The sequence below is a fragment of the Algoriphagus yeomjeoni genome (genome assembly GCF_003259505.1).
Taxonomy (GTDB): domain Bacteria; phylum Bacteroidota; class Bacteroidia; order Cytophagales; family Cyclobacteriaceae; genus Algoriphagus; species Algoriphagus yeomjeoni.
On sequence record NZ_QLLK01000017.1, the window covers coordinates 34,707 to 49,507 of the forward strand.

Annotated in this window: 8 protein-coding genes; 1 reads left to right on the forward strand and 7 read right to left on the reverse strand. The window is 38.0% G+C overall.

The features are described 5' to 3' along the window. Positions 1-83: 83 nt before the first annotated feature. Together LV83_RS19895 and LV83_RS19905 are read right to left on the reverse strand one after the other, a co-directional pair. Entirely contained in the window at positions 84-3,185 is a 3,102-nt protein-coding gene (locus LV83_RS19895; RefSeq protein ID WP_245947113.1) for a SusC/RagA family TonB-linked outer membrane protein, read from the reverse strand. 1,258 nt (positions 3,186-4,443) lie between these two features. After that, entirely contained in the window at positions 4,444-6,261 is a 1,818-nt protein-coding gene (locus LV83_RS19905) for an alkaline phosphatase (RefSeq protein WP_111613323.1), read from the reverse strand. Between the two features lie 290 nt (positions 6,262-6,551). Between LV83_RS19905 and LV83_RS19910 the strand changes: the two genes are divergently transcribed. After that, on the forward strand, positions 6,552-8,873 hold the full coding sequence (locus tag LV83_RS19910) for a PKD domain-containing protein (RefSeq protein ID WP_111613324.1): 2,322 nt from the start codon (positions 6,552-6,554) through the stop codon (positions 8,871-8,873). A gap of 105 nt (positions 8,874-8,978) precedes the next feature. Here LV83_RS19910 and LV83_RS19915 read toward each other — a convergent pair whose 3' ends face one another. The 5 genes from LV83_RS19915 to LV83_RS19935 all read right to left on the reverse strand — a co-directional run bounded on the left by LV83_RS19915 (position 8,979) and on the right by LV83_RS19935 (position 14,639). Further along, positions 8,979-9,560, reverse strand: a complete 582-nt coding sequence (locus tag LV83_RS19915; RefSeq protein WP_111613325.1) for an RNA polymerase sigma factor — start codon at positions 9,558-9,560, stop codon at positions 8,979-8,981. A 39-nt stretch (positions 9,561-9,599) separates the two neighbouring features. Then, positions 9,600-9,800, reverse strand: a complete 201-nt coding sequence (locus LV83_RS19920; RefSeq protein ID WP_111613326.1) for a hypothetical protein — start codon at positions 9,798-9,800, stop codon at positions 9,600-9,602. A gap of 257 nt (positions 9,801-10,057) precedes the next feature. Then, positions 10,058-10,690 (reverse strand): response regulator, encoded by a 633-nt coding sequence (locus LV83_RS19925; RefSeq protein ID WP_111613327.1) that lies wholly within the window; start codon positions 10,688-10,690, stop codon positions 10,058-10,060. A gap of 67 nt (positions 10,691-10,757) precedes the next feature. Then, a complete protein-coding gene (locus tag LV83_RS19930; RefSeq protein ID WP_111613328.1) occupies positions 10,758-13,751 on the reverse strand; it encodes a sensor histidine kinase in 2,994 nt (997 codons plus the stop codon). Positions 13,752-13,946: 195 nt separating this feature from the next. Next, positions 13,947-14,639 (reverse strand): hypothetical protein, encoded by a 693-nt coding sequence (locus LV83_RS19935; RefSeq protein ID WP_111613329.1) that lies wholly within the window; start codon positions 14,637-14,639, stop codon positions 13,947-13,949. Positions 14,640-14,801 lie beyond the last annotated feature (162 nt).

Below are 14,801 nucleotides of genomic sequence, written 5' to 3' on the forward strand. Positions count from 1 at the left end.
GCATGGAGATAAAACCAGACTTCTTTGTCCAGCCTTTGTCTTGCTCGATTTCATGCATTACATCGCTTTAAGTAAAAAGTGGATTAAAGAGTCACCTGCAGACCGAACATGAAAATTGTCGGTCTCGGATAACTGTGCCAGTTCATACCTTGTGAGAAAACATTACTTCCGGTACCACCACGAATAGGTGTTGTTTCTGGATCACCATTGATATCTTTTCCTGTCAATAGGAAGAAATTCTGAGCTGAGGCATATGCTCTCAATCTGCTTAGTTTGATAGCGCTAGTTACATTGGTTGGAAAACTATATCCCAGTAATAGGTTTCTGCCACGAAGGAAAGAACCATCTTTAACCCAGTGAGAATCCACATTAGTCACATATCCTGCTCGAGTATCTCGGATCTCTGCAATCATTGTGTTTTGGTTCTGAGGTGTCCATGCATTCAGCACTGAAGTATAGCTATTTGCCAAAGCTTGACGGTCTTCACTTGGGTGCAAAGTCATGTCTAGCACATCATTTCCTACACTATATTGAAGCTCAACAGTTAGATCAAAATTGTACATTCTGAAACTGTTGGAAATTGCTCCCCAGAAATCAGGGCTACCATTACCAATGATCATTCTATCCGAATCGTTGATTGCTTTATCTCCATTGACATCCAAGTATTTGATATCACCTGGAAGAATTGTAAGTCCATTTCTATAACTCACAAATTCAGCTGCTTCTGCTCTTTCTGCTTCACTCCAAGTACCCAATCGTACCAATCCCCAGAAAGAACCTACCGGTTCACCAACTCTGATGATGTTGGTCTGGTTGGTGAAATTAGGACCACCAACTCCGAAAATATCGGCCGGAGTTGCTAGTGACAACACCTTATTTCTGTTTAGTGAGAGGTTAAAAGAGGTGTTCCAACTGAAATTCTCCGAATCAAAATTCACAGAATTAAGCGTGAATTCAACTCCCTTATTTTCCATAGAACCTACATTGCTTCGGATGGTCGCATATCCACTTGTTCTTGGTACAGGCGAATCCAATAGCATGTCTGTAGTTTTTCTATAATAAAGGTCAACTTCCAAATTCAGGCGATTATTGAACAATCCCAATTCAACTCCAAAATCAGTCTGAGCTGTTTTCTCCCATCTCAAATCTGGGTTTGCCAGTCTATTGATACCTGTTCCACCCACTTGATTTTCGTTATAAATCGCAGAATAATTAGAACTCAACAGAGAAAGGGAAGAATAAGGAGGTATCTCTGAGTTACCTGTCAAACCGTAACTCGTTCTCAACTTTAGGTTTGAAATAGTTGAATTGCCTTTCAAAAATCCTTCTTCAGAAACCCTCCAAGCCAGCGCTGCTGAAGGGAAAAAGGCATATTTGTTATTATCACCGAATTTTGACGAACCATCGGCACGACCTGTTGCGGTAAACAAATACTTATCATCAAGGATATAATTGATTCTGGCAAAGTAGGAATTCAATGCTTCACGGTCAGCTCCCGAACCTACTCTTGGCAGCTGGCTCCCAGCACCGAGATTATTGTACAAGAAGTAATCCGTAGAGAAATTTTGGATACTTGCACTCATAGATGAGGAATTACTTTCCTGCCATGAAATACCAAGTAGTCCTTCTACAGCATGTCTTTCAGCAAATACTTTATTATAAGTCAAGTAATTCTCCAGAGACCAAAATGTGTTTTTGTTCAAACTTTTGGACGCAGTTCCACTCTGCCCAATAGCTAATGTTCTGGTCTCAGACCTGTCATTTTCCTGCGTCAGGATATTTACACCCAATGCGGTTCTCATTTGGAGTGCATCAGAAAACTTGATGTTAGTGTACGCACTTCCCAAGGTAGTTTGAGTATTAAGGATATACCTTCTTCCAGACAACCTGTGCATAGAACTCATTGTACCTTCCGCAAAAGGATAATCTCTGTTATTAGCAAAGGTTCCATCCTCATATTTCACAGGAAGGAATGGGAAATCTTCTACCATCTGTCTGGCAACAGCATCAGACACATCGACTAGATTTTCTGACTGATTGTTATAGCTAAGGCTACCACCTACTGTCAACCAAGATTTCACTTTATCTTCTATAGTGAAACGAGTAGAATATCTTTTCAAATAGGATGTTTTTACAAGTCCTTGATCATCCCTATATCCCAATGAAAGCGAGTAAGAAGTACGCTCATTACCTCCAGTAAAGCCTAACTGATGGTTTTGGGAAAGCTTGTTTTGAGTGGTTTCCTGTAGCCAATCAGTATCATAAAGAGGATTACCCTGGCTGTCAAAAATACGGGGATCGGTTCTTCTAAGGGCTGGGTTTAGGTAGGCCCACTTGCCAGCATTCCATCCTTCTGGATCGTATTTAGCCATATTAGCCCAAGCTAAATCCTCAACATCCAAATATTGCTGGGCATTTAACACCTCAGGTCTATTTGGACCTATGATAGGAACACTTAAATCCACATTGTATGTTACGCTACCTTCGCCTGATTTACCTTTTTTGGTGGTGATTAGAATAACGCCATTCGCACCTCTAGAACCATAAATCGCAGTAGATGATGCGTCTTTCAACACCTCCACAGATACAATATCGTTCGGGTTGATATAATCTATTGCACTACTTTGTTGATCCAAAGTACCCATTGGCATCTGAACACCATCTATAACATATAGTGGATTATTTGATGAGTTGATGGAGCTGAATCCTCTGATCCTAACAGTGGTTCTTCCTCCTGGACGTCCTGAGTTGTTATTTACTTGAACTCCAGACACTCTTCCTGCCAAAGCTTGATTTAAAGATGCTGCCGGACGCTCTCGCAGTGCTTCTGCACCAACTGAGCCTACAGAACCAGTTAAATCACTTCTTTTGGTAGTTCCATAACCAATCACCACTACCTCGTCAAGAGCTGTGGCATCAGGTCTTAGTGTTATGTTAATTACACTTTGCGAACCCACTGTAACTCGCTGTGGCTCATATCCTATATAAGAAAATATTAACTCAGCATTGTCAGAAACAGTAATCGTGTACATCCCATCTATGTCGGTAATAGTACCAGAAGTAGTACCTGCTACAGACACCGTTGCACCAGGAAGAGGCAATCCAGTTTCATCCAGAACTTTCCCAGTTACAGTTACATCTTTCAGTATATTTTTTATAAGGGGAGCTACGTTTGCACTTGCCATTATAATAGTGCTAAACATAAGTTGGATTAAGAATCCATATAGAATTCTTTTAGACACCCATAAAAGCCGTCTATGTAATTTTGATTTCATAGTATAAGAGGTTTATTTTAATGGTTACTAAAAATATTTCTGTAATTATAATTTATAACACAGAGGATCGAATATTGCGCAGCGAGGGATCTTCTTAAATTTCGACTGCTCCTTCCAAAGGTCTCTTTGATCAGTTCATTGGCAATCTGTTTTTTTTAAAATAAAAATTATGTAAAAATTAGTTGATACCTAGTACATTAATCAGAACAAGCTGGAAAAACCTGAACACTTTCACCCATCACAAAAATGAAAACAAAATCAAGCAGGAGTTAATTATTTGAAATTCAATTATTTGAAAAATCTCAATTGAAATCAATCCCCTCACACTATTTTTATAAAAACACTTCTTTTAGCTATTCATATAATAAAAAATGAATCTGACATCTAATTTAAGACTCATCTTTTAGCTCATTCTTATTAAGAAAAATCCAAGGGATATTATTAATTCAATATGTTTCTTAAACATCTTTTAAATTAATTGAACAAAACCTTCTTTAAATGTAAATAAATCCATTTACCGAAGCCCTCCTTCCAAATACCCTCAGATCTAATTTAGAAAAAAATTTTAATTGTTAGGTCTATTCTAAAAAAATTTTAGAAACTACTATAGTCAAAAGAAGTAACCTATTATTTCATTTTTAACAATAATATTAGCACAAATAGCTTATCAAAAACCCTTCAATTCCAATTCAACACAAAAATATCAATCTCAACGGAATCATGAACCCTAATTATCCAAATTCAACAAGAATATAAATTTTCAACTATCTAAAAATTTGCTTTCACAAGCCACTGGTAATCCTCGCGCATTTCGGTTAAAATTATATTGTACTAGTCAAATTGTCCGAATCCTAGCTAATTATGTTCGATTTCGTTACACAAATTTCATATGAACTGATCGTCCCGGCTACAACAAGACTTTTTTTAAATTGGAACAAGTATTGAAGATATTAACCTAAAAACTCCTTATGCTGAGCTTCCTTCTTTGGTGCATCCTTTTTATCCTATGTTGGCCACTAGCGATTATTGCGCTGTTTCTCTACCCTATTGTGTGGCTTTTACTTTTACCTTTTAGGCTACTGGGATTCGCAGTGGATCTCTCTTTTGAACTAGTCAGAAATATCTTTATGCTTCCCTTCACACTTGTTGGTAAGCGATAGCAAGCAAATTACTTCTGGTGATATTCCTTCAGCAGCTTCATGATTTTATGAAATACCTCTGTATTCTCATACACCCCTCTGAAATCACCGGAATGAGCTCCATAAGCAAAAATCGGAACCATAATCCCTGTGTGATCATCTGAGTGATAGGCTAGCTCTACAGTTTGAGATGCTATATCTCCCTGAGGAATAGATACTCCTCCCGTCTCATGATCTGCTGTAATAAGCACTAAAGTTCCAGGATTCTCATCTGCAAATCGTATCACTTCCCCTATCACCTGATCAAAATCAAGCATCTCGGAAACGATCATAGAAGTGCTATTAGAGTGCCCTCCCGAGTCTATATTCGCAGCCTCCACCATCAGGAAAAAAGGGCTCTTTTTCTTCTCAAAAAACTTCAGCGCAGCATTTGTGCTTTTCAATAAATAATCCCCTCGACCGTCCAAAACTTTTGGCAATGAGTATTCAGCAGCAAAGTAACCTACCCTTTCTCCTTTCAGATCCTCCAGACTCTCCACCAAAGTAAATTCTGCATTTCTGAGGTTTACCATCTCCTTTTCAAATCTAGATTTACCTCCACCTACGAAAAGATCAAGCTTACTTTTAGACAAATAGGCTGCAATGTGATCCGAATCATCGCGCTCCGGATAATGCGCATAGAAGGATGCCGGCGTAGCTCCAGTGAGCTGATCGGTAGTAATAATCCCACTGGAGAATCCGTAGCTATCCAAAATATCAGGAAGATTTGCCAACTCCTTTCCCGAAGGATCCACGCCCAAAGCTCGGTTATTGGTCTTCTCGCCAGTTGCATAAGCTGTGGCTCCGGCAGCGGAATCCGTAGTAAAATCATCCGCAGCCTGGGTTTTGACCATGCCCATATTTTTCAGTTGGGTAAGATTCAGCTGATTGTCATTGGCGAATAAAGCAGCCGAAATCTGCGCCAATCCATTTCCATCGCCTATCATCAGAATCACATTCTTCACAGGTGTAGCTGCTCCATCCACGTCAAATTTTGGATAGTACACCTCATGAAAATTTGTGTTTTGATAAACATTTTGGCCAAGCTTACTTAAGTACTCAGCTGCGGCTATCGGATGATCGGTATTGATATAATCCTCACCCATTTCATAAAAAGCCTTCCAGGCCGACTTGCTGTCCGGCGAACCCCAAAAGCGAACAGGCTTATCAAAACTGTGGACTAGATCAATAAAATCCTGCACAGCTTTTCGTTGCTCTTCCACCATTCTCCCCTTTCCATTCCACACCGAGAACTGACGAAAGCTCATACTCACCATTCCTATTTTCTCCCATGGCAAACCCTTGCCTAACTCCTTACTTTGATAATCAAAAAACATCCATTCAGGATACTTAGAATAGTCTTCTGGATTAGGTCTATTGCCTGAAATGATCAGTTTCAATCCACCAGGATTTCCAGAACTATAAAGCATATACTCATAATCTTTCATGATCTCCAATAGTACCTCTAGGGAAGCATATGCCTCAGTCTTTAGGTCCACCAATAGATGAAAGTCGATTTTAGAGATCAGACCACTTTTGATTCCCTTCGTTATCGGATCCAAATACAAGCTTTCAATAGTTTGATCTGAATTAATACTTGCTGCTTCGTGGGCTGCCATTAGCCTTCCTTCCTTCAAAATCACATCCACTTCAATGGAATTAGCACCAGCACTAAATGCTGTCCAAAATGGTACGGTCTGCAAATAATCATTGTGAGAGTGAAGACTAAAATCCTTTTGTTCCTGTGCAGCTGCTCCAAAAACAGCTATGAGAGAAATGAAAAAACTGTTTATCAATATCTTATTCATCTTCAAAAATAGACTTTTCCAATTTCTCTTTTATAGTAATAAGTCACCCAACCGAATGTTTAACAAATTGATAAACTAGCAGTAGTAAACTTCTAAAGGGACAACACAAACTTCATTTGGTAATTATGTAATTGTTTGTCCAATTCATTTTTTTGAGCCAATTCTAGGAGTTTTAAGCGACTTGTTTAATCACTTCCCTCTCCTACTTTTTTAGAATTTGTTCCAGAGAATGCAACCTCTACCTCACTTTTCCAATCCTCAATAAAATTTAATTCTAAACCAACAAAAAAATGAAAAATCTAAAATTTTTATGGTTTCTATTTTCAATTGCATTTCTGACTTGGTCATGTGAGGGAAAATTTGATGAACCTAACAATCCTTTAACTGCAAATGCAGGAGAAGAGCAAGAAATTACCACTGGAGCGATGGCCGTACTTGATGGTAGTAAATCCACAAATGCTGCTGGAAAGCCTATGGAGTACTCCTGGAAGCTTTTGGAAAAACCAACCGGAGCTAACCCAACCCTTTCGGTATTGAACTCTATTGCAGTACAATTTACCACCGATACTGAGGGAGCCTACACATTCGAATTGACTGTCTCTTACAATGCTTGGACAGATAAAGCGGAAGTAACTATTGTGGTATCTGAAGGAGATGAAAATTTTTTAGAAGCTAGAGGAGGAGATGATCAATCGCAAAATCTAGGAACCATGATTCAATTGGATGGGACACTTTCCCTCAATGAAACTGGAGAAGATCTTATTTTTCTTTGGGAATTTGTTTCAAAGCCAGAAGGTAGTACTGTACAGTTTTCACCTAGCAATGCTGGCATCACCAATTTCCAGCCTGATAAACCCGGCGAATACCTAATTAAAATGACCATAAAGGCGGGCAATCACCAATCTTCAGACTTGATAAAAGTTACAATTTTAGATGGAGTAAATGGTGAAGGTCCAGTTATCCTAAATTCAGATATTCTAGCAGATAAAATGTTACCAGACGTTTTTGTCAACAACCCGGAAAAATTAGATTATTTAGTAACCAAAGACATCGCAGTAAAAGGCGCAAAGCTTACAGTAGATCCAGGAGTAAGAATTGGTTTTGAAGAAGGAACGGGATTTACAATTGATGCCAATGGAAGTTTGAGAGTTTATACCATGGATGTGACGAACAAACCAATTATTTTCCAAGGTAAGGAAGCAAACAAAGGTTTTTGGGATGGAATTACTATTTTCTCCACTCAAGCTCCTGAGTACATTGTTGGTCTAGAGTTAAGAGATGCCGGAAAACTTGGTTACGGTATTAAATATACTAATGGATCAAAAGCTCACTTAAACAGAACCACAGTTCACAATAATTTAGGTGTTGGAATTTGGCTTGATGAAAGCTCTAGTTTGGAAGAATTCAAATACAATCATCTCCATGACAATGAAGTTTCTCCATTAAAAATACCTGCAAGATTGATTTCTGAGCTATTTATTGAGAATCAGATTCTAGATAAAAACATTCATGTCACTGAAGGGAAAATCTTAAGTGGATTAGAGCATATCTGGCCAAACTTTACTGTAGGATTTGACATCCTAACTGATCTGGTTGTATACAATGGTTCCTCCTTGGTACTTTCTGAAGGAGCCAGAATTAACATGAATGATGATAAAGCTATTCGGGTAATTAACGGATCTGTTTTGAAAATTCTTGGAAGTAACACTGTACCAGTGAAAATAGAAGGTATATCCAAGCAAAAAGGGGCATGGAGAGGGATTTATATTGAAAATTCCAAAGATCGACCAAGCAGTATCTATTTAACTGAAATCCGTCATGCGGGAAGTAATGCAATAGCTGGACAGACACCTGCAACCATTAAGCTTGGAAATGGAGCTAAGTTCAAACTTTATAAAACGGTTTTGGATCAAGGAAAAGGTGATGGTTTTGAGGCTGTAGGTAGTAATATAGGGTTAGCATTTGAAGAGAATAAAATCATAAACCATACAGGTCACCCGGTATCAGTTGCGGCAGATTTGGTGGAACACTTGGATTACCTCACTCAGATGGAAAATAACGGCATCAATGAAGTTGCTGTAGATGGGTTTAAAACACTAGCTAAAGATGGTGGGGAAATAGTCTGGAAAGGCTTTGCTACAAGAACTCCATATGTAATCAAAGGCCTTGGTAAGGACCTGACTATCCAATCAGGCATGAGAATCAAAGATGGAGTAACCATCAAAATGCAGCCAGGTTCTAGAATTGATGTTCAAAATGCCAACGGACGTTTAGGGTATTTAACTGTGGAAGGTTTTGAAGGAAATCCAGTAATCATCCAAGGCACTACTGAATCTGCGGGCTCTTGGTATGGAATTACTTATTCTACCAGTAATCAGCAAAACGTGATTAGACATGCACTAATCAAGCATGCAGGCAAGACAATGAGCAATAATTTCTCAGCTGCAGTTACTGTTGACAATGTTCCCCAAGGATCACTGATGGTTCAAAATACCAAGATCACACATTCAGGTCAGCATGGTATCGCTGTCACCAAGCAATTCGCGCACTTATTACTTGCTTCTGATTTAAGCTTTGAAGAGATAAAAGGAGAACAGATCTTCACTTGGTAAAATAGAAAGTATCAATCAAAAAGTAAAGCCTCTGGGGATTTCCAGAGGCTTTTTTCGTTCCAAATAATTAAAAGTAAACGCTAAAAATTTAACTAGAAAAGTGGCTTAGTTTTTCCTTTCTGGTAGATTTAAAAGCTTCTGAAGCCGAATCCTAGCTCGACACAGCTGCGATTTTGAGGTGCTTTCAGAGATGTGAAGGTGTTTTGAGATTTCTTCATGGCTAAGTCCTTTTAAGGCAAAAAGTTCGAAGACAGCTTTGTATCCCTTAGGTAGTTTTTCCACCATAATAGACAGGTCTTCCCATTCCAAAGAATTATCGGGAGAGATTACTGTCATTTGGCTACCCAGTTGCTCTATGTTTATTGCTCTGAATTTCGCCTTTTGCTTTCCCAAATACATCAGGCATTCATTGACGACGATTCTTCTCACCCAGCCCTCAAAGCTGGCCTCTTGGCTGAATTGCCTTATTTTGCTAAAAACTTTACCAAAAGCGACTAGTAAAGCGTCCTCAGCGGCGGCCGTCTCCTTGATGTATCTGAGGCAAATAGATAGCATCTTGGGTGACAGCCTTTCAAATAGTTCCCGCTGAGCTTTTGGATTCTGGGCTAAGCAACCCAAGTAAAGTTGATCAATAGATTGTGGTAACGGCATAAAAGTACTTGCCGCATCTACCAATGATTTTTTCATTCGATTTAAATAAGTTAGAATAAGTAGTTGGTCTAATTCTCAAAAAGTTTCATTGGTTGATGACAATAAATACGTAACAGTGTATCCAAGAGATTGCTCTGAAACATCACATGTTTGGGTGATTTTTGGAGCAACTTGCCGAAAATGTGAAAAGGAAGAAATAGCCTGCTGATCAGCATCCAAGTAATTATTGAATGTTATTCCCCACAGGACACAGGTGATTTTAAAAAAAAATTTCATATGTCTATAATTGTTTTTTAGCGGTCATATGGAATCTCGCAGGATTTATAATCATCCCAGTGTTTGACGTTATTCGTCATGCTCGATTTCATGTCAAGAATCAATTATTTTACTTGACAAAGTTGCGTCATTTTAAAGCCCTAAAAAATCACATAAATGAATGAAAAAGAAGTGGTTGAATCTTAAAAAACCATATTTCATGTGATAAAAAAAGCTTCCCTATTTAGGAAGCTTGCATAGTAATAATTTCAGTTTCTTTAAATCAGATTATCTCTAAAAGCTTTTGCAACTGCCTCGCTTTTAGAATTGACATGGAGCTTTTCGTAGATCTTCTTGATGTGGGAACGAACTGTATCTATAGCAATGAACATCTCAGCAGCGATCATTTTATAGGAATACCCTTTGACTAACCATTGAAGCACTTCATTTTCCCTTTCCGAAAGATTATAATCATTCACGCCAGCAACATTTAATTGGGCAAACATTTTTAACACTTGGGTGGCGACAGAAGCTGTCATCGGAGCTCCACCCGAAGAAGCTTCTTCAATGTATTCCAACAATCTAGCTGGAGGAGTTTTTTTGAGTATATACCCATTTGCTCCATTCTTTAAAGCCTCAAAAATATTCTGATGATCGTCAAACACAGTCAACATAAGTACTTTGACATGATCATTGTTTTGGCGAATGATTTTCAACCCTTGCAAACCATTGACTACTGGCATATCTATATCCATTAGAATCACATCTGGCTGATACGTTTTGATTTCAAAAGCCACATTCGAACAGTTCTTAAATGCTGCCAAAACGCTAAATCCTTCACTCCCATCAATCAACATGGTGAGCCCCTCTCTCAGCTGAGGATTATCTTCATATATCAGTAGCTTTATCATTTCCCTCCAATTTAAACTTAAAATTACTTGGCTCTTCCTTCTGATTCAATCATATGTATGTGTGGAATTAAACACTTAACTGGAGGTAAATCTCGGCACCTTCGCCTAGCTGTGAAGTGATAGTAAGTTCACCATTCAAACTTGCTGCGCGCTTTTTCATATTTCCCATTCCATTACCTTCATCCACTTGTTTAGGATTAAATCCCTTCCCATTGTCTTTGATTTTCATTTTAAAATGATTCTTTTCCAAACCAAAATGAATGAATACCTCATCAGCCATGGAGTATTTAGCGACATTGTTTATACCCTCTTTAAAGATCAAGAATAAGTCTCTAATCGTGTCCATACTTAATTTCATGCCCAAGATTTTCTCCTCCACCTCAAATTGAATCCTGATATCTTTGGACTCCAAAGCCTGATTAGCAAATTCCCTCATCCTGGCAATCAGTTTTTCCATTGAATCATTTTGAGGTTTAATACTCCAAACAATATCATCCATAGAATCCATCATACGTTGACTATTTTCTGATATTTTACTGATATACTCACTCGTCTTTGCTGGATCAGTTCCTAGTTTTGTTTTGGCCATGGAACTAAGAATATTAATGGTACTAAGCGTGGAGCCCATATCATCATGAAGGTCTCTTGCTAAGCGAGCCCTGATTTTACCAATCGCCAGCACCCTATTCAGGTTTAAGCGATAAATCAAAACCACAATTCCCAAGAATAGGAATACCAATAGTGTTTTAAACCACCCACTTTGAATCAAACTAGGTTGTATCTCGAAATCATAACTGGCAATTCCTGACAAAATCCCTGCTTCATTGACACTTCTTACTTCAAACCTGTATTCACCAGGCGGTAATAAAGAATAAACTGCTCTGTAATTTTGCTGTGATTCCACCCACTTTTCCTCTGCACCGACTAATCTATAATAATAGGAAAACCTATCCTGCAGCGGGAAATTGAGAATGTTAAAATCAAAACTTATACTATTCTCTTGGGAGGAAAATTTCCGTCGAGGATCTGGAATTGATGCATCTCCTACATAATGTCCAAACAATTCCACGTTGGTAATCATGGGTACAATAGGAACTAAATTTCGATCAAATTGAAGTGGATCGAAGATTAAAATCGCATTATTACTCAAAAAGGCCAGATCTCCGTTTGAGAATCGACTACCACCACGCCCATCACTGGGAATTTGCGCAAAAAAATGATTCGTTCCAAAAGATGAAAAAGTATTGGTTTTGGCATCAAAACGGGTTAATCCATTGGGGGTGTAAATCCAGACTAATTGATTTTGATCGACTTCCAAATGAAGAATGCCATTGCTCAGCAAACCTTCTGAAAAGGAAAAGATCTCATTCTTACCAGAATTGACATTGTATTTATTGAGTAACTCCGTTCCCATCAAAAAAATACTATCATTCAACTGCACAATTCTTTCTATGATGTTGGAGTTAAGAATTGTATTGTCCAGATGCCTAATCACTGAAGCATCTTTAGGATTGAGAACATAAACCCCATCGTTTGTAGATGTTACCCATAGGTTTTGATTCTTGCTTACAAGGATTTTTGGAATCCTACCTTGAAACTTTCTGAACCTGCTAAAGCCATTTACCTGAAACCCTTCTCCCTCATATTTGACAACTCCTCCCGCTTGAGTACCAAACCAAACAGTTCCATCTGAGTCTTGAGCGATGGTTCGAATGGTAGATCCATCAAATGGTTCAGGACTGAGGTAATGAGCTTTTTTTGCTTTTAAATCTGCCACCATAATAAGGCCTTTCTGCATCCCCACCCAAACTAACCCTCTAAATTGATCGTGGTGAATATCCCAAACTTGATTGGATTCAATTGTGCCTGGAGAATTTCTTTTTATCCATTCATCATTGAGCAATCCATTTCTAGGATGATATAACCTTAACCCTTTTCCCCAACTACCAACCCAAATATTGGTATCAGCATTATGAATCACTTCTTTGATCGCCTGAAATTCATTATTCCCTGACTGAGACTCCATTTGGTTAAAGAAGATATTAGGAGTGTCAAAGTGTATAAAAAACAAACCCGAATCAGTAGCAAGCCAAAGTCCACCTGACTTATCCCAGATTATTTTACTTATTCTATCATATATCAAATCACTTTGAATAATTCGATTGTATCTGAAATTAGTATAATCAAAATCAGCTAGGGTTTGAACTCCATACCTCCAAAGCTTACCTCCTGGCAATGCAATCAGTCCATAAGCTTCCTGGTAATTATCATGTGGAGCTTTGATTTGGTCCATATGATCCTTCCACATGTTGGATTTAGTATCATAGGAAACCAAATGTTCATTTGGCGCCCAATAATTTATCCAATAAATTCCATGGCCATCCTTAAATATATTTGAGACCTCTTTGAAATCCGGCCCGTTCAAAATCGGTAAATTGAGAGGATTGAAAGTGGAAGTATAGATTAGGTCTTTATGGGAATCATATACTGCTATCCCATCCATACTACTGATCCAAAAGAATCCTTTTTCTTCTTCAAAAATGGATCTCACCCTCCATCCATCCGGGACTTTGATCGGTACTTTTAGGTCTGTAATAATACCTTTGTCAAGATTGATCAATAGAATTTTATTGTTCCTAAGCACCACATACATCCTACCTTCACTATCCATCCAAAGGTGCTCTCCTTGATATCTTTCTTCAGGTTTTTCAAAAGGAATTTTCGTAAATAACTCTTTTTCAGGTATGTAATACCCATAATCATCACCTACTCTAAGCCACATCAAACCTGACTGGTCTATCAAGATTTCTGAAACTGATTTTGCTGATTGGTGACCTGGGGTTTTGATTCGATAGTTCATGAATTTCCGACCATCAAACCGTTGAAGCCCATTTGGCGTCCCGACCCATATAAAACCACTTTTATCTTGATGTATTGTCAATACCTGATTGGAGGAAAGACCTTCTGCTAAACCGAACTTATTGATAAAAAATCTTTTGGTTTCAGCCTCCGAAGACTGAAAAAATAATATGAAAAGAAAAAGGGCTAGGTACCGCTTCATATTTGGCTCCAAATTAGGTGAAAATCATAATATTTTCACCCAATAAATATTTCAATTCACACGTTTATGTGGTCTTTATCTTTCAGCATATCACTCAACTTTTTCATGGAATTTAAAATGCCATTCTATGAATAAAATGAGGTAAAAAAATCCACCTCATTTTATAAGCCCAGCTACTCAAAAAATAATTGATACTCAATCAAAGAGACAATAATTATTATACAAGAGGATGTGGTTTTCCAAATCCCTGAATTTTGGTTTCCTGATTTCCATTACGCCTTCACAGTTTCCAAAAAGCTGGTGAAATGACTTTTTATATTTCCCTTTTTTTACTTTCATCAATTCTCCACCATTTTTTGAAATAAAAAATGCGCGATGTTTCTCACCAGTCCAGGTAATATACTTCCCTTCTAAGGCAGTGGTTTTTCTTGCAAATGGATCATAATAAACTTCAAAAACCTCATCAAAATCAGGATTCAACACTTGCAAGAGCATTTCCTTCTTCCCGTTAATACTGGTATTTCTGAAAAGGATATAATCCTGTGGCATTCCAGTTGGCTGATCTTTGGAAAGCAGTTTCTTAAGTGAAGAACCTCTTTCATTTAGATATTGAAGTCTGGTAGCTCCATTCAAAGCAATCGCAAACTCTTCCATCTCTTCCGCAGATATTATATGACGTGCTCCAGTCAGATCTTCTAAATTTACTTGGGTAATCCCTCTGCTACTTGAGCTAGAAAGGATTTTCCCTTCTAGTACTTGCCCTGATTTTAGCAATGCATAGCCTTTATTTGACATGGGAAGTTCCTCCAAAGGCTGTTGCAGTTTTTGCGCAGACACACCGAGAGCGACCCCAAAAAGTGCCAGAAAAATTAAATTCACTTTCTTCATTGTTCGTTAGTTTTTGTTTTAATAATGTTTGAAGATTATTTTATTTAATCCCCCTTATTCCAGATGATGGAAAAACAATACGTGGGGTTGCATCAAAAACTTAACAAACACTTAAAATCCGTTTTTCTTATAATCCACTTTATCCAAAGAAAACATTCAACA

Bases quoted from the DNA above. Each gene is read 5' to 3' on its own strand.
- LV83_RS19935 (WP_111613329.1), bottom strand. From the start codon at position 14,639: ATGAAGAAAGTGAATTTAATTTTTCTGGCACTTTTTGGGGTCGCTCTC.
- LV83_RS19930 (WP_111613328.1), bottom strand. From the start codon at position 13,751: ATGAAGCGGTACCTAGCCCTTTTTCTTTTCATATTATTTTTTCAGTCT.
- LV83_RS19915 (WP_111613325.1), bottom strand. From the start codon at position 9,560: ATGAAAAAATCATTGGTAGATGCGGCAAGTACTTTTATGCCGTTACCA.
- LV83_RS19905 (WP_111613323.1), bottom strand. From the start codon at position 6,261: ATGAATAAGATATTGATAAACAGTTTTTTCATTTCTCTCATAGCTGTT.
- LV83_RS19895 (WP_245947113.1), bottom strand. From the start codon at position 3,185: ATGGCAAGTGCAAACGTAGCTCCCCTTATAAAAAATATACTGAAAGAT.
- LV83_RS19920 (WP_111613326.1), bottom strand. From the start codon at position 9,800: ATGAAATTTTTTTTTAAAATCACCTGTGTCCTGTGGGGAATAACATTC.
- LV83_RS19925 (WP_111613327.1), bottom strand. From the start codon at position 10,690: ATGATAAAGCTACTGATATATGAAGATAATCCTCAGCTGAGAGAGGGG.
- LV83_RS19910 (WP_111613324.1), top strand. From the start codon at position 6,552: ATGAAAAATCTAAAATTTTTATGGTTTCTATTTTCAATTGCATTTCTG.